10 protein-coding genes are annotated in these 16,247 nt (G+C 60.6%); 3 read left to right on the top strand and 7 right to left on the bottom strand.

Features of this window, described 5'->3' with window-relative positions:
* Positions 1-2 precede the first annotated feature (2 nt).
* The 7 genes from CLU90_RS08125 to tssF all read right to left on the bottom strand — a co-directional run bounded on the left by CLU90_RS08125 (position 3) and on the right by tssF (position 9,221).
* Positions 3-482 carry a GNAT family N-acetyltransferase gene (locus CLU90_RS08125; protein WP_100427648.1) on the bottom strand — a complete coding sequence of 160 codons (480 nt, stop codon included), beginning with the start codon at positions 480-482 and terminating at the stop codon, positions 3-5.
* 72 nt (positions 483-554) lie between these two features.
* Positions 555-1,682: a T6SS immunity protein Tli4 family protein gene (locus CLU90_RS29670; protein WP_232731123.1), complete on the bottom strand. Its 1,128-nt coding sequence runs from the start codon at positions 1,680-1,682 to the stop codon at positions 555-557.
* A 3-nt stretch (positions 1,683-1,685) separates the two neighbouring features.
* Entirely contained in the window at positions 1,686-3,539 is a 1,854-nt protein-coding gene (locus CLU90_RS08115) for an esterase/lipase family protein (RefSeq protein WP_100427647.1), read from the bottom strand.
* The gene (locus CLU90_RS08110; RefSeq protein ID WP_100427646.1) at positions 3,536-6,130 is read right to left on the bottom strand and encodes a type VI secretion system Vgr family protein; all 2,595 of its coding nucleotides are present in this window, start codon (positions 6,128-6,130) and stop codon (positions 3,536-3,538) included. The genes CLU90_RS08115 and CLU90_RS08110 overlap by 4 nt, the downstream gene beginning before the upstream one ends.
* Positions 6,131-6,142: 12 nt before the next feature.
* Positions 6,143-6,397 carry a PAAR domain-containing protein gene (locus CLU90_RS08105; RefSeq protein ID WP_100427645.1) on the bottom strand — a complete coding sequence of 85 codons (255 nt, stop codon included), beginning with the start codon at positions 6,395-6,397 and terminating at the stop codon, positions 6,143-6,145.
* Between the two features lie 29 nt (positions 6,398-6,426).
* The gene (gene tssG / locus CLU90_RS08100) at positions 6,427-7,452 is read right to left on the bottom strand and encodes a type VI secretion system baseplate subunit TssG (RefSeq protein WP_100427644.1); all 1,026 of its coding nucleotides are present in this window, start codon (positions 7,450-7,452) and stop codon (positions 6,427-6,429) included.
* Positions 7,416-9,221, bottom strand: a complete 1,806-nt coding sequence (tssF, locus tag CLU90_RS08095) for a type VI secretion system baseplate subunit TssF (protein WP_092714490.1) — start codon at positions 9,219-9,221, stop codon at positions 7,416-7,418. The genes tssG and tssF overlap by 37 nt, the downstream gene beginning before the upstream one ends.
* A 143-nt stretch (positions 9,222-9,364) precedes the next feature.
* Between tssF and tssK the strand changes: the two genes are divergently transcribed.
* From tssK to CLU90_RS08080, 3 genes are all read left to right on the top strand, one after another.
* The gene (gene tssK, locus CLU90_RS08090; protein ID WP_332870860.1) at positions 9,365-10,741 is read left to right on the top strand and encodes a type VI secretion system baseplate subunit TssK; all 1,377 of its coding nucleotides are present in this window, start codon (positions 9,365-9,367) and stop codon (positions 10,739-10,741) included.
* Positions 10,742-10,903: 162 nt separating this feature from the next.
* Positions 10,904-13,960: a sensor histidine kinase gene (locus CLU90_RS08085; RefSeq protein ID WP_100427643.1), complete on the top strand. Its 3,057-nt coding sequence runs from the start codon at positions 10,904-10,906 to the stop codon at positions 13,958-13,960.
* Positions 13,957-16,122: a sensor histidine kinase gene (locus tag CLU90_RS08080; protein ID WP_100427642.1), complete on the top strand. Its 2,166-nt coding sequence runs from the start codon at positions 13,957-13,959 to the stop codon at positions 16,120-16,122. The genes CLU90_RS08085 and CLU90_RS08080 overlap by 4 nt, the downstream gene beginning before the upstream one ends.
* The last annotated feature ends 125 nt before the right edge of the window (positions 16,123-16,247 follow it).

Genomic DNA, 16,247 nt, shown 5'->3' with positions numbered 1-16,247 from the left:
GCTCAGGCGGCCTCCAGCGCCTTTTCCATCGCCACGCTGGCCAGGCTGATGCCGCTGGGGTGTGCATACGCTTCCTCGCGCAAGGCCGTAAAGCCGGCCGACGCGTAAAACGGCACGGCGTTCAGCGACGCGGACAGGTGCAGGCGAGCAATGCCGCGCCCGCGCGCCAGGTCTTCCAGCGCCGCCAGCAGGCGCTTGCCGATGCCGAGTCCCGCGCGCGCGGGATCGACAAAGACAGCGTCTACTTCATGTTTATCTACATCCAGCATGGCGTAGCCGGCAATGGCCTCGTCCTGCATCGCCACGATGCCGCTACCCGCAACCAGCATGGCGGCATATGCGTCCGGCACGGGCGAGGCCGTCCACACAGCAATTTGCTCCGGTGCATAATGCGTTGCGCAACCGACGCGCACGGCTACCGTGCGCAAGGCCCACAGGGCGTCGATGTCGGCTGGCAGGGCGGGGCGCAGGGTGATGGGCATGGAAGCTTTCCAGGCAAAAGGAGCATGCTAGCGCAATGGCTGGCATGGCGCCAGCCTGAGCTTATCCAGCCGTCACTGCGCCGGCTTGTCCGGATCGATGTAGTACGAGCCCGGCGGCGCACCCGGCACTTTCACCCGGAACTTCAAGCCCGACAGCAGCTTGTCCCACAAGGCGATGGCCTCTTCGTCCGTCAGCGACGCGGCTTCGGCGGCGCCGACCATGTTGTGGGCGACTTTGGTGTACATGGATGCTTCCAATACCGCTGGATAGGCGATATCGCGCGGCGTACCCACCAGCGTCCATTCAAAATCATGCACGCCATCGGTACGCCGTATCAACGATTCCTCGCCATGCCAGTGCTGCACGTCACGCTTGCCTTCGCGTAGCAGTGTGCGAGGAGGGTAGTTCTTGCCTTGCTGGTCTTTTGCTTCCTGGATACGAGCAAGCAATGATAATTTCCCGCGTACTTTTGCGTCATATTCAGCAGGAGGATAATCACCGTAGGCGTCTTTGTTCGCAGTGATGGAAAATGTCACGTCTGGCAGGCTGGGAAAATATAGACCTGCGTCCGCCATTTCTTGATTGTCATAATTGTCGTCGCTCATGAAACCATTTTTTACGCAATAGCCAGGTTCCTTGGGAACTTCATTTTCATCGCGCAGACGTAAGTTATTGGCGCGGACCATTTGATTTCGTTTGGAGTCTGCTATTGTTTCATCTTTTCTTTTTGATCCGTCAAGAATAAATATGTGGTGTCCTTTTATGGCGTAGGTCTTGAAGAATAGATCGCCATCTTCCTTGGAAAATTTCCCATCGTAATATTGAAGTTGCCAGCTATTTTCTATAGGCCCTTTTCCATCATATATAATTTCAGAGGTTGGGTCATTTTTTTTTATTTTTTCAATTTCTTCTGCTATGCGTTCGTTTTTTTCTGTTGTTCCGCCTGGTATGGTTTTAATTTCTGAAAGAATTGTTGTCCCTCCTGATATGAGTTGTGCTTCTTGCGGAACCTCTAGGGCATAGCGTCCGAAGCATACAATTTTTGTTTTTAAAAATAGCGCATCCAAGCGTTTGCTGAGCTTGAAATTTTCAGGCATGATGATCTCCTTGGCTGAATTTTTTTTCGCGTAGGCGGATAGAAATACCATCGCAATAAATGTAATCGTGAGAAAAATTGTTTTCTTTATCTTATTATTCATGGCTTAATCCCATTTTGCCGTCTTGGCAATTTGTACGATGGAATACAGCATGGATGCCATTACATTTGTATCGGCATAACTGTTCTGATGGTCATAACCGTTCGCTTCCGCCATGCCATGTACGAAAAGTGTGCCTGTGATGTGCCTTGCAGAACGGTCTGACGGTACCGTCCCATCACCGCGTGCACTGGCTGACTGTAGCTTTAATTTTAAGTTTTTTCCTCCGGCCTGGACGAGGAGTTGCCCCTTGCTATCATCTTCAAGTAACTTCCATTTTTCAGGTAGCGGTTCAAATTTATTCCATGGATCGTTGGAGCCGCTGTGAAGGCCGTCAATTAATTTAAATACGACATCGCCATAACTTAAAAAATTCCTCGATGCGCAATAGCTTGCATAAGTGTTTGGGTGAAACGTTTTCTCTATGGATGATAAAAATTCTGAGGATTTTCTTAAGCGCTTCATTGTTTCTTCTATACCTCCACCTTTTTCACGAGGGAGGTCGGCGGGGTTTACCCATTTTGGGTTGATTAGCCTCCACCATGCATTGGCGGGTTGAAGGTAAATGCTTTCCAGTGCAGTGGCCTTATCGCGAGGCCAGCTCCATAAAATTTTATCCTGTGCATCCACAATTTTCAGCCAATTCTGGCCATATGCCGCACCTGGCAACATTTCCAGTGGCGCTGGTGCGTTAGCCAGAATGGCGGTAGCATGCATACCGTCGATGCCCAGAATTTTGGCTTCTATTTCTGCTATAGAACCTTCTCTTTCCTGAAAGCCAAAACGCATGCGTTTATAAGCTCCTGCGGCGCCAATGGTTGGCATCACGTTGTGATAAATGCCGAGGATTTTTACATCCTTATCGCCAAGCATATTTCCATAGCAGGGGTGTATCAACGCCCTGGCCAGCAAACCACCCATGCTGTGCGTGACGAGAATGACTTCACTACATTTGAATCCGCGTTTTTTGTAGCCTTTGACTAGACCTCGTAGTCTCTCTGCAATGGTGATAGCAGATTCACCATTGCTCTTTATGAAGTTGTAGCCCATCGCGTGCACTGGATACCAACAGGGCGAAATTTTCTTCAAGTCGTTGACATTAATGGCCTTGCCAGATGACGCACCAAAAGTTGTTGGGTCTTGCATTAGCATGGCACCAAGGCCACTTGTCCTGTGCCAGAACGGATGTACTTCTCCGTTGGAAATCATATTGTTTAGATGCTGCTCTGTGGTGCGCAACATGGTTCCGTATGCGCCGTCGAAAAGCACTTCACTCCACCCGCGCCAGCGTGCTATTTGGGCGGGACTTTGACGGGCGCGTGCTTGAGCTTGCAATGGTCCCGTTCCTGGAGATATCCCAAAGGATCCAATCAAGGGTGGGATGGGGAAAAGACTATCTGGCACATTTTGATGCCGTGCATCTGCAGCTTTGGTTTCCGCACCATCTGGATCGAAGCGGCTATTGCTCTCGGTATAGTGGTAATACTCGACTTCGGTTTCTGTGGGATCAAACACCAATTGACGCTGCCGTGGCGACGCATTTTTGAACCAGCCACCCAGGCCATTGCTTGTGAGGACAGCGGCCTTGCCACCCGCACCCATCATATCGTCTGGTCGCCAGGCCCGATTGTCTGGACGGCGCAATTCTTCCTGGCGAACCTTGCTCATCCTTAGATTGCTGCCCATCACGCCTGGCAGGAAAATGACAGGAATTACCTTGCCTGGTGGTAGGGTGACGTCATGTCGGGCAGTATCTTTTGTTTCCGTCATCGAAACGGCGAGTTCCGCCCAGCCTCCCACGCCTTGACCAAACTTCGCAGGATGATTGCCGCGGTTATTCAAGTCATCACATTTGCTCATGGCAGTTCTCCCTTATAGCGAATGACGTAACTATCCATGCCGGTGGATTTTTGTAATTGCGTGGAACAGTCTTCCGCGCTTTTGCCGGCCATGTTGCCGTCATCGCGCAGGAGTTCAAAAGCAACGCCAACGGCTGGCGTATCGTCGGCATTCACCAGCAACACTTCCTGATCAAAACTGCTGTGTGGCCGTTCATTAAATTCCTGCGACACGCTCTTCGGCGCCACGGTTTCCAGGTTGCCGTTGAAGAGCACGGGGGAGGAGGTGAAGAACTGCACCTTGTCGCTGATTTCCAGCATGTGGTTGGCGCCGTGCAGGCGTATGCCTTTCTTGCCCTTGATGTTGACCCAGTCCGCTTCGCTGATCAGCGACAAGACTTTCTGGGCGAGGATTTCCACCTCGTCGCTGTGGGCCTGGATGGACACCTTGCCGCTGGCCGCGATCAGTTTCATGCCGGCCTTGTGCACGAACAGGCTGAAGGTTTTGGCGATGCTGGCAAACATGCTGTCGCCGCTGGCGAGTGAAATATGCTTGCTGCTGGTGAGCGCCACATGCTCGCTGGCGGCCAGGTGCATGGACTGGGCCGTGCTCAACTCGATGCCGGCCGGACTGGCCAGCAGCAGATGCGCTTCGGACAGCTCCGGGAAATCGCCGCCGGCGCCCTTGATGGCGGCGTTTTGCCGCTGGATGGACTCGGCGACAGCGCCCTGTTGTGTTGCGCTGTCTTGCGCCCCCGCATCAACGGCCATGCTGGCCAAGTCTTGTTGCAGCTGGCGTGCCTGCGCCAGGCGGGCCTGTGTTTCGTGGAGTTGCTTGACGGAGCCGCTGCCTGCCGGCGTTTCGGTGGTAATCAGCATGCCTTTGGCTGCGCGCAGGGCGCCCCAGGCGTTGCTGGCCAATTCAAAGCCTACACCGCGTGCTTCCTTGCGGCCGGCATGGTCGTCGATGCGGGTGATGTTGCCCAACGAAAGCCGGCTATCGTGGTGCTCGCTGCGCAGCTGTGCCTGAATCGCCCCCTTGGTATCGTCGAGCACGAGATGGTTGGCGCTGCGGGCGCCCAGTTCGCGGCTGCGCAAGCCGGACAGCGCGCGTTGCTGCGGCAGCTGCCACGGCGGCGGATTGGCGCTGTTGTAGACCACGCCGATGACGATGGGATGGTCGATATTGCCGTCCTGGAATTGCACGACGACTTCCTGGCCCACGCGCGGCAGGGCGATTTGCCCCATTTGCGGGCCTGCCATCGGCATCATGACCCGTATCCATGGCGAGCTGCGCTCATCGAATGTCCCCAGGCGGTCCCAGTGAAATTGCAGGCGGATGCGTCCCAGCGCATCGGTATGGATTTCCTCCCCGGCCGGCCCGACGACCAGCGCCGTCTGTACACCGGCAACCACGCACGGCGTGCTGTTGTAGCCACGGCCCGGCCGCCAACGGATGTCCCGGCGCACGCACAGCATATTGTTGACGTAGTGGGAGGGGGCGTTCGGGCCGACCTGATAATTATTGCTGGCGCGATGCTCGACGGACAGGATCAGGTATTCGCGTCCGGCGATACTGTCCGGGCGCTCTTCACCAGGTTGACAGCGTTTTTCCTCGGTGCTGAAATGGCCATCGAGCCGGAAGCAAAGGCCGGGCTGTGCGCCACGGTGATTGCCGGCCGCCTCGAAATACTGGCGCAGGTGGTCGCTTTCCTCCATGCGGCGTTGTGCCAGTGCGTCCCCGGCATCGACATCCTGATAGCCATAGGCGCCCGTATTTTCGTACAGTTCGTGGGCAAATACATCGCCCTGGCGATTCAGGGAATAGCCGCTGGCAAGGCGTGGTTGCGGATTTTTATAGTCGAAACTGGCCAAGGTCAGCTGTCCGGAGCCGATCCGGCGCACGGCTTGCCACTGTCGCAAGCCATCGTCTTCCATGGAACCCGACTCGGAGTGAAAGCGCATGGCGCCGTCGCCGGCCGCCGTGGCGATCATGTCAGCCAAGGTGGTATTGTCCGCGAGCCACAACGTATGGCCATCGGCGCGATGCTCGTACCAGTAATGCCAGCCCAGCGCTTCCCAGCGCCGGTGCAGGTGGTTGTAGTCGGTTTCGTTGTGCTGGTTGGCGCAGGTGATTTGCGGATCGTCGCCATGGATGCTGGTTTTCCAGTCGCGCTGTTCGTAGTGGGCAAAGGTCGTTTCGGTCAGCTGCATCACGCTTTGGCCATGAAAGGACACATTGTCCTGGCGCAGCCGGGCGAAGGCCAGCCATGGTTGCAGCACCATGCGGTACCACGCAAAGCCGCCGTCGGCGCGCAGCAGGCAAAACTCGCCCACATAGCCATTGAAGTGGCGCAGCGTGCCATCGTCGCGCACCATGGAAATGGTCACCATGCGGCCCATCATGGCCTTGAGCGCAATATGCGCGTCATCGGACAGCAGTTCGGCCTCGAAACGGAAGTCGCGCGACACCTCCTCCCTGGCCGTCAGCGAATTGACCAGCAGGATGGCGCCGGCTGGCCCATCTTCATGGGGGAAGCCGATCTTCAGCAGGCGCCGTTCTTGTGCGGCGAGGCCGAAGGCTGACAGTGCCGCCTGGATGTTTGCATGCATGGCCTGCCTCCGTTACAAAGATGTGATCAGGCGGGCGCCGCAGGCGGTGGCGTCGCCGTCATAGGCGTACGGCTTGCCCATGTGTCTTGCGCCGGCGCCATCCGGCGTGATCGGAAAATTGCCCTTGCACTTGGGGCAGAATGTGGTGTCATCGGCCAGTGCCGCTGTCTTGCCCATCACGGTGCTGCCGGATGAGGCGCTGGTGACCTTGCCGCCGTGATCGGTTGCGTCTCCGAGCCGGATGACGCCGCGTCCCGCATGTTTCATGTTTGCCTCGCTTTCCTGATAGGAACTGCTCAAGCCAGTGGCAGCAAATAACGCACTTCGGCGCCGCGTACCTTGCCTTGTGCTGTCTGCAAGAACGTCGTCCATCCCAGGCACCGTCTTTCTGAAGGGTTGGAACTCAGGAGCAGGGGGGTAATACATGGCGGACTCAATATCAGTCGTACTTCATATTGCAAGTCCGGTACGCCAAACAGCATCAGCATCTTTGCCAGTGCCGCCGCGCCCGTGCTGCGCGGCAGGAAGCGTTGCAGGCCAGCGGGATCCAGCGGGCCGATATGCAGGCAGACGCGCATGTCCTGGCGCCACAGCCGCAGGCCAAGCGTTGCACCGCGCGCCAGGGTAAAGTTGACACTGCCCAACAGGCTGCGCCGGTTTTTTTCCAGATAGTCCCAGCCACCGACAAATTGCTGCACGGTGACGGGGACGCCGCAGTACTCGGCCAGCGCGGGGCCGATCGCTTGCGCGGAGACGGGGCGGCAGCGCAGCAGACCCGCGTACCAGGCCGCGACGTGCTGCGTCACGGCATCAGTTTCTCCGCTCGGCTGCAGCGCATTGCGCCGCACGCCGGCCAGTGCCATCAGCAATGGCAGTTGCGCATCCCTTGCCTGGGTCTGGAGCGTGGCTTCCAGTCGATACTTTTCCCAAGCCTGGTAATACAGTGCGACCATGCGGTGCGAAAAGATATCGAGAAAGGCCGAGACGCCAGCGTCTTTGCTCGAAAAGCGGTAGGCGGCGATGCGTTCCGAGTGGTGCAGGGGCAAGGTGCCGCCGACGCCCAGAAAACGCATGAACGTGGGTGTCAAGGTCAGCTGTTCATTGTCGTCGAGCGAGAGCTGTTCGATTTCACTGGCAGGAAAACTCAAGGACAGGCTATTCTTGAAGCGCAACACCTGGCCTAAGGCTTTCGCATGGGACACGTTCTGCTGGCGTAGCCAGCACAGCAGAATACGCACCGCCTGCACGAACTGGTAGCGGTACGGCTCGGCCAGCAAGTGTTGTACTACACCAGATTCTGCAGGCCGCTTCTTGGTTTGCATCGGATCAGCTCCTCTCCGCTTTGCCCTGACAGCACCACCAGCTCGATGAAACTGTTGATTTGCACATACAGCCCAAGGAAGTGATCGATCACCTGCACAAACAGGTGCATGCTGGTGCCGACGAACGCTTCTTCGTCCAGCGTGATGCGCACTTCCACGCCATGCGCCATCGAGGTACCGCGCTTGTGCCGCAGCCATGCCGTGGTCGGCGAGTGCGCGAGCGCGACGATACCGTGGATCTGGCGTTGCGAGCTTGCCGATTGAGACAAGTCATACAGTGTCAGCAGTTCACGCAGCGCCGGCAGGCCTTCCTGGACCAGCGCGTGATGATTCAATGTCAGGTGCGAAATCAGGCGCCAGTGCAGGCCCGCGCCCGGCGAAAAGCGTCGCGGCTGGCTGGGTCGTCGCAGCATGTGCAGTGCGGGTCCGCCGCCGCACGGTTGCAAGTCTCCTTGCGGCTGACCGTATTTGAGCGCCAGGGGAAGATCGCGGTTACTGCATGTCAGCGACAGCGACAAGCTGGCTTTTTCGTGGATAAGGGGATTGAAGTCGCTATCGACCAGCGTGATTTTCTTTTCATGGCCGGGACTTTTCATGGCTAAATCCGTATCGTGGCGCACGACCCAGTAGTGGCCTTGTTGCGCCGCACCTTCGCCATGGCGCAGGCTGTACAGCGGGCGAAATTCGGTCAGCGTGCTTTCCCCTCCGCGTTGGCGCAATAAGCGCGCCGCGTCGACAGTGACGACTTCGTAACCATGGGCATGGGTAGCATGGGCCAGCACGGAATAGTCGGTTTTCTGCCGTGTGACGGCGATCGGTACGCCTTCCTGGCGGAAAAGATTGACCGCCGGACTGCAGCCCAGCCTTAAGTTGTCGCTGGAAATGCTGGACAACATGCGCGCCGCAGCGGAATCGGGTCGCAAACCGGCCATGCACAGATGCAGGGTAAAGCGCTGGCAAGCAGGCGGCAGCGCGGCACTCAGCGCCGCGATATCGATGTCGAAGAAATTGAATTTTTCCGGATATGCAAAATACTCGCTCAGGATGCGGTAGGCCGGCTGCGAACGGGCACCGAAAGGTATCAAGGCATCCGTGTCGCCGAAGCCGACGGGCATCAACGGCACGACGGGCAAGGTCATCCATTGCACCGCGTCGATGGACACAAAAGCGCAGACCGCATGCATGAACAGGGCATCGCGCAAGGCGGCGGAAAAAGAAGCTTCGCCATCGATGAAAACGCGCAGTGACGCGGGCGCTGTGTCGAGATGCCGGATGCCGATGTTCAGCGAGGAACTGGCGGATGCCGGCAGACGTACGCCTGCCGGCGGCTTGATCATCGCATCGAACACCGCACTTTCCAGTACCGATGCTCCCGTCGTGATGCCGTAGGCAGTCTTGAAGCGGCAGCGCACGCCGCGCACCGGCGTGGCGTCCATTTCACTGCCCGCAGGCAGGTGCAATACACCCGCTCCAGCCGCTGGGGCGGGCTGATGCACGATGGTACACGATGGAAAGGGACGCAGATAATGCGGGAACAGGGCTTCGAACAGGGCTTCGGTAAATTGCGGATAGTCGTCGTCGAGCCGTTTCGAGATGCGTGCCGCCAGCATGGCCACCGATTCGATCAAGTGTTCGACGTGCGGATCCTCGCAAGACTCGCCCGACATGTGCAATTTGCCGGCGATTCTCGGGTAGCGTTCGGCAAACTCACGGCAATGTCGCCGCAGCATCACCAGCTCGCGTTCGAAATACGGCAGCAAGTCCTCCATCTCTCTTTTCCTGTGTCTTCACGCGGAATGGCCAGTATCCGAGCGTTTGCTCAGAGGTAAATTGCGTTTGCGCAACAATTGCGCAGGGTTGCTGCGCAACATCAAGAACTTTCAAACTGGCAACCTCACACTGGCAAGGCAGCATGATTCCAACGATCAACATGGAGAATGCAATGACATTGCCATCCAAATTACTGTGGTCCGAGGGGCTGGCCATCGGTCCCCAGCAATTCCAGCAGCTGGACCGCTACCATGAAGCGCGCCTGCAACGTCTGGCCTCACTCATCAATCCGCATTTATGGGGTGTGCATGGCATCCGCTGGAATGCGGACGCACTAGCCAACAATAGCCTGCGGGCGGACGCCATGTCGCTCGTCTTCCAGGATGGAGAGCTCTTCGAAGCGCCGCTTGGCGATGTATTGCCCAGTGCTGTAGACCTGTCCAAACTGCCTTCCAGCGAACATAGTTTTACTTTTTATGCCGCGCTGCCGGTGCTGCAGGCGCATGGCGGGAATGTGAGCTCTGCAGGCGCGCGCTATGCCCAGGCGGATATCGAAACCCCGGATCTGTACAGCGAGGCAGTCAGCATCGATGTGGCTTACCTGAAGAAGCGCGTGTATCTGCTGTCGCAACTGGATCCGCTCCATGATTATCTTGCCATCCCGGTGATCCGTTTGTACCGCGCTGGCAATGGCAGCTTTGAAATCGATGCCTCCTTCATTCCGCCTGGCCTGACCATCAGCGCCGAGTCTTCGCTGCAGAACATGCTCGATTCGCTGATCGACCGCTTGGGCGCGAAAATTGAGGCGCTGTACAGTCGCCACCGTCAGCCCGGTAAGAATACGGTTGAGTTTCACGGCGGAGATGTCTCCTCGTTCTGGATGCTCAATACCTTGAGCACGGCCAGCGCCACGCTCGGTCATTGCGCCAGTTACCGGCACCATCATCCCGTGTATCTGTTTGAAAAATTGATGGCACTGGCCGGTGGCTTGATGACGTTTTCGAAAAAATACACGCTGAGCGACTTGCCGGCGTATTGTCATGATGACGCGGCTCCCGGTTTCGGCAAGCTCGATGGCATCATTCGCGACCTGATCGATACGGTGCTCCTGTCGCGCTACTTCCCCATTGCGCTGTCCAACGACACGCAACAAAACACCCACTATCACGGTTTGCTCGATGCTGCGCGGATTGACCGTCAGACCGAACTCTGTCTTGCGGTCAACGCCGATATGCCGGCACTGGAATTGGTCGCCACGGTGCCGTTGCAGTTCAAGATATCCTCTCCTGACAATATCGAACTGTTACTGGGCCGGGCGCTGCCTGGTGCAGAATTGCGCCATATGGCCCAGGTTCCCGCTGAAGTGCCGGTACGACCCAATACGTATTATTTTTCGATCGACAACAAGGGCAGTATCTATGACAGCATGATCAAGGCACAGGCGATTGCGATTTATGTGCCGTCTGGCATAAAAGGGCTGAAGCTGGAATTGTTCGGCATCAGCGGCACCGCCGCGTAACGATGACCAGCGTTGCGAGCGGGGGTATTGTGAAATGATTGCCCTAAGCAATAGACTTGCCCCTGCAGTTGACGTTATCATGTTTTTGTAAGTGTCGGTGGCTGAGCAGTCGGCGCATAGTTGAAACATGGTGACAGGCGGGAGTGAGCATGGGCATGGCGAATGATGCGTGATGTGCCTGGCGGCGGGATGGGCAGGGCAGCGGTGATCCGCTGTGGCCGCGCATTGCTGCTGATCCTGTGCGCCGCTGCGGCCGCGCCGGCGCTGGCTGCAAGCGCCGCGCCGCCGCACCGGGGGCAGCGCGTGCTGGTCCTTAATGCCTACGATTACGGCCGCGCCGGCGTGGAATCGTACACGCGCACCTATGTGGCCGCCCTGGCCGCTGCGGGACTGTCCAGCGAAGACATCATGGTCGAGCACCTGAATCTGAATACCCAGGGTGATCCCGCGCTGCGCAACGAGATGCGTGATTTGTTGCTTTTAAGATACACCCAGATGATGGGCCGCAAGGCCGACCTGATCATCGCCATGCAGCAGCCGGCGCTCGATTTTTTGCTGTCGGACCTGGCGCCGCTGGCGCGCGGCGTGCCCGTGCTGGCGATTAACACCTCGGGCAAGGCCTTGCCGGCCGGCAGCCCTCTGGCCATCTGGCAGCAAAAGGCGAACGTCGATTTTTCCGGCACCCTGGCGCAGGCGATGGCCCTGTTCCCTGAAACCAAAAACATCGTCATGGCCGTCGGCGCCAGCGAGGCCGACCAGGCCTTGAAGCGCAACATGCAGCAGGCGGCGCAGGCGTGGCAGGGTATCTTTTTCATGGAGTATCTCGACGGCCTGACCCTGGCGCAGATGCGCGCGAAGGTGGCGCACCTGCCCGCCGATACGCTGCTGGTGACGGGCAATGTCAACCGCGACGTGGACGGCAATATCGCCACCCCCGTGCAATTTGCGGGGGAACTGGCGCGGCTGGCGAACGTGCCTGCCTTCGGCATGTACAACACGAACGTGGGCAAGGGCATCCTGGGCGGCTCCATCCTGCACATCGAAGGGGCCGCGCAGCAGGTGGCGCAGATGTCGCTGGCCGTATTGGCCGGCAAGGCGCCAGCCGCGCCGGGTGCCTTGCTGCCGCCGGTGCGTCCCGTGCCCATGTATGACTGGGAACAGCTGCAGCGCTGGGATGCCGACCTCAGCCGGCTGCCGCCGGATACCCTGTTCTTCAACCGCCCGCCCCAGCTGTGGCATGAACACCGCGCCGCCGTGCTGTCGGCTGGCGCCGTGTTTCTCGCCATGGCGTGCATGCTGAGCGCCTTGCTGCTGCAGCGCCGCCGTTTGCGCCGCGCCGAGAGCGATGCGCGCGAAAGCGAGCAGCGCTTCCGCATCCTCGTCGAGCATGCGCCCGAAGCCATCGTCGTGTATGACCTGGACCAGGACCGCTTCATCGATGCCAACAGCAGCGCGCAGCGCATGCTGGGGATGTCGCGCGAAGCGCTGCTGGCGCGCGGGCCGTTCGACCTGTACACGGGTGAGCAGCCCGACGGCCTGCCGCTGGGACTGATGATGGAAGAACATCTGCGCCGCGCCATGCTCGGTGAACCCATCCTGGTCGAGCGCAATGTGCGGCGCGCCGACGGCAGCATCTTCCCTTGCGAAGTGCGGCTGGTGCGCCTGCCGATGGAAGGGCGGCGCCTGGTGCGCAGCGGCATCGTCGACATTTCCGAGCGCAAGCAAAGCGAGCAGGAATTGCTCGGCTACCGCGACCACCTGGAAGAACTGGTGCAGCAGCGCACCGCGGCCCTGTCGGTGGCCGTCACCGAGGCCGAATCGGCGAACCGCGCAAAAAGCGTCTTTCTCGCCAACATGAGCCACGAATTGCGCACGCCCTTGAATTCCGTGATCGGCTTTTCGCAGATGATGGCCGATTCGAGCAGCATGTTCGAGGAAGAAAAACATAACCTGGCCATCATCAACCGCGCCGGCCATCATTTGCTCACCCTGATCAACGATATCCTGGAATTGTCGAAAATCGAGGCGGGCCGCATGCAGCTGCAAGCGGGACCCGTCGACTTGAACGGCTTGCTCGACGAGGTGCTCGAGATGGTGCGCATGCGCTCCGGCGACCAGGGCATCGCGCTGCGGCTCGAGCGTTCCGGCGTGCCGCCGCTGGTGCGCCTCGATGGCGCCAAGCTGCGCCAGGTGCTGCTCAATTTGCTGTCGAACGCGCTCAAGTTCATCGAGCAGGGCAGCGTGACCCTGTCGCTGGCCTGCCAGGCGGAGAGCGATGGGCAGGTGGCGCTGGCCTTTGCCGTGCGCGATACGGGCAGCGGCATCGCGGAAGACGACCTGGAACGTATCTTTGAACCGTTCGTGCAGGCCGACAGCGCCGTGGCGCAGGCCGGCACGGGACTGGGACTGACCATTTCGCGCGAATTCGTGCGCCTGATGGGCGGCGAGCTGCGCGTCGAATCGGTCCTGGGGACCGGCTCCATGTTCCACTTCGACTTGCGCGCGCCCTGCGTGCAGTGCCCTGCCGCCGCGCCGCCGGCGCCGGGTCGCGTGGCGCGCCTGCCGGCGGCCCAGCGCGGTCGCACGGTGCTGCTGGTCGACGATGACGACAACTGCCGCAAGCTGCTGACCGGCTTGCTGGCGCCGCTGGGTTTCCAGCTGGACGAGGCGGCGGGCGGCGCGCAGGCGCAAGCCATGCTGGCCGCGCAGCGCTACGACATCGTGCTCAGCGACTGGCGCATGCCGGACATGGACGGCCTGGCGCTGACGCGCTGGCTGCGCGCGCAGCCGGCGCTGGCGCAGCCGCGCCTGGTGATCATGACCGCTTCCGCCTTCGAGGAAGAAAAGCAGGAGGCGCTGGCCGCCGGCGCCGACGGCTTCCTGCGCAAGCCGATCGAGCAGGAACACCTGTTCGCCATGCTGGAGCAGCAGCTGGGCGTGCGCTTCCAGCGCACCGGCGCCATGCCGCCGCGCGTGCCGGCCGCCGCCTTCGACTTGCGGCAGGCGCTGGGACAGCTGGGCGCGGCCGAGCGGCAGGCGCTGCTCGAATCCGTGCAAGCCCTCGATTTGCGGCGCAGCGCCATCGTGCTGGCCGGCGTGGCGACCAGCCTGCCGCAGCTGGCCGCGCACGTCGCCGCCATGCTGGAACAGCATCAATACCAGCCGCTGTGCGCCTTGCTGGCGCAGCTGGCCAGCGAGCCGCAGGGCGAAGACGCATGACGCTTCACCCATCCAAGGGCGCGCGCCTGGGCGGCGTGTCCATCGTGCTGGCCGTCAGCGTGGCGCTGACCTTTGTCGTCACCGCGCTGCTGCTCGTGTTTGCCGTGCTGTTTTACCAGTCCGAACGCGAGCAGCGCTGGCAGCAGCTGCAGCGCAGCCTGTCCGTGAGCGCGGACCAGCTGGCCGTCGCCATCGAACTGCCCCTGTGGAATCTCGATGAAAAGCAGATGCAGGCCATCATGCGCAGCATGCTGGGCAAGCGCGACCTGGTGGCCAGCTCGCTGACGCCGGGCGTCGGCAAGGAGGCGCTGGTCTTGCGCCGCACGGCGGACGGCGCCATCGGCAGCTTTTCCTCGCTGTCCGCGCAGCCCGACTGGCTGGTGCAGCGGCGCCCCGTGACGATGGGCGGACAAGTCATCGGCAGCGTGGCCGTGTACGCGACGCCGGCCCTGCTGCACGCGCAGCTGCGGCAGCGCGCGCTGGGCATCGGCGCCATGATCGTGGCGCTCGACGTGATCCTCGTGGCCAGCATCTGGCTGCTCATGTGGTGCCTGATGCTCAAGCCCCTGAAGGCGATCGGCCAATATGCGGCCGGCATCCAGGCAGGGCAGGGCGAAGCATTCGGCACGCCGCCGAAAGCGTGGTTCCTGGGCGAGCTGCGGACCTTGTACCGCTCCATCCGCGACATGGTGGCGCTGCTCGACAGCCGCTACCGCGCCTTGCAGCGCAGCGAGGAGCGCGTGCAGATGGCCACGGGCGCGGCCAGCATCGGCATCTGGGACTGGAGCGTCAGCAGCGGCGCCTTGCAGTGGGATGAGCAGATGTACGCGCAATTCAAGGCCGATGCGGACTGCGGCATGGCGCCGGCGGCGATCTGGCGCGCGGCGCTGATGCCCGACGATGTGCCGGCCGCCAAGGAGGCCCTGCGCGCCGCCTTGGGCGCCGGCCAGGCGTTTACGCACGAATACCGCATCCTGTGGCCCGATGGCGCCATCCGCTACATCAAGGTCGATGCCGTGATCTTCCGCGACGGGCAGGGCCTGCCCATGCGCCTGGTGGGCTCGAACTACGACATCACGGCGCACCGCGAGGCCGAACTGGAACTGCTGCGCCACCGCCATCACCTGGAAGAACTGGTGGCCGAGCGCACGAGCGCCCTGTCGGTGGCCGTCAGCCAGGCGCAGGCGGCGAACCGCGCGAAGAGCACCTTCCTGGCGAACATGAGCCATGAACTGCGCACGCCCTTGAATTCCGTGATCGGCTTTTCGCGCCTGATGGCCGCCTCGCCCCACATGCACGACGATGAAAAGCGCAACCTGGCCATCATCCACCGCTCGGGCAATCATCTGCTTACCCTGATCAATGAAATCCTCGAACTGTCGAAGGGCGAGGCGGGCCGCCTGCAGGCGCAGACGGCCGTGGTGGCGCTGGCGCCCCTGCTGCAGGAAGTGATGGACATGCTGGGCATGCGCGCCGAGCAGCAGGGCATGACGCTGCGCCTCGATTGCGTGGCCCTGCCGCCGGCCGTGCTGCTCGACGCGACGCGCTTGCGCCAGGTGCTGCTGAACCTGATGTCGAACGCCGTCAAGTTCGCCGGCGGCGGCGAGGTCACCCTGCGCGTGCGCGGCGAACGGCGCGGTGGCGATCAATGGATGCTGTCGTTCGCCGTCTGCGACACGGGCATCGGCATCGCCCCGGAAGACCAGCAGCGCATTTTCGAGCCCTTCGTGCAGGCCGACAGCGCGGGGCCAAAGGATGGCACGGGACTGGGTCTGGCCATCTCGCGCGAATTCGTGCAGCTGATGAAGGGCGAGCTGACGGTGGAATCGACGCCGGGGCAGGGCGCCACTTTCCGTTTCAGCATACCCGCGCAGGCGGCCGAAGCGCCGCCACAGGCGCCCGTGCCGCCGCCGGCGGCACCGGCGCCCGAGGCGCGTCCGGCGCTGCGGGCGCAAGACTTGCAACTGCTGGCAGGGGACGAGCGCGCCGCCTTGCTGGTGGCGCTGCGCGAATTGAACCTGGCCAGGGTGGCGCAGCTGCTGGCGGCCTTGCCCGCGGCGGCTGCTCCCTTGCTGGCGCCCCTGCAGGCCATGCTCGACCAGCATCAGTACCGTCAGCTGTGCGACTTGCTGGAGCAGGAAGGCGTGCTGGCCGATGCCTGAAAAGTGTGGGCTGACAACATCGGATTGGCTGAAAAGACGTCCCAAGTGCCGCTGATGGATGGTGCTAAATTGCAATAAAGATTATGATGATGGTATGTAGTTCATCGCAAAGAAATGTCTTGTCC

Origin of the sequence: Janthinobacterium sp. 67 (assembly GCF_002797895.1) — a bacterium.
In the GTDB taxonomy this organism is placed as follows: Bacteria; Pseudomonadota; Gammaproteobacteria; order Burkholderiales; family Burkholderiaceae_D; genus Janthinobacterium.
Note: the sequence above shows the minus strand (reverse complement) of the source record. Positions and strands in the feature narration are given on the sequence as shown.

What these genes read in the sequence shown, in the direction of transcription:
- tssK (WP_332870860.1), top strand. Translation starts at nt 9,365, where the DNA reads ATGATTCCAACGATCAACATGGAGAATGCAATGACATTGCCATCCAAA.
- tssF (WP_092714490.1), bottom strand. Translation starts at nt 9,221, where the DNA reads ATGGAGGACTTGCTGCCGTATTTCGAACGCGAGCTGGTGATGCTGCGG.
- CLU90_RS08105 (WP_100427645.1), bottom strand. Translation starts at nt 6,397, where the DNA reads ATGAAACATGCGGGACGCGGCGTCATCCGGCTCGGAGACGCAACCGAT.
- CLU90_RS08085 (WP_100427643.1), top strand. Translation starts at nt 10,904, where the DNA reads ATGATGCGTGATGTGCCTGGCGGCGGGATGGGCAGGGCAGCGGTGATC.
- CLU90_RS08125 (WP_100427648.1), bottom strand. Translation starts at nt 482, where the DNA reads ATGCCCATCACCCTGCGCCCCGCCCTGCCAGCCGACATCGACGCCCTG.
- tssG (WP_100427644.1), bottom strand. Translation starts at nt 7,452, where the DNA reads ATGCAAACCAAGAAGCGGCCTGCAGAATCTGGTGTAGTACAACACTTG.
- CLU90_RS08080 (WP_100427642.1), top strand. Translation starts at nt 13,957, where the DNA reads ATGACGCTTCACCCATCCAAGGGCGCGCGCCTGGGCGGCGTGTCCATC.
- CLU90_RS08115 (WP_100427647.1), bottom strand. Translation starts at nt 3,539, where the DNA reads ATGAGCAAATGTGATGACTTGAATAACCGCGGCAATCATCCTGCGAAG.
- CLU90_RS08110 (WP_100427646.1), bottom strand. Translation starts at nt 6,130, where the DNA reads ATGCATGCAAACATCCAGGCGGCACTGTCAGCCTTCGGCCTCGCCGCA.
- CLU90_RS29670 (WP_232731123.1), bottom strand. Translation starts at nt 1,682, where the DNA reads ATGAATAATAAGATAAAGAAAACAATTTTTCTCACGATTACATTTATT.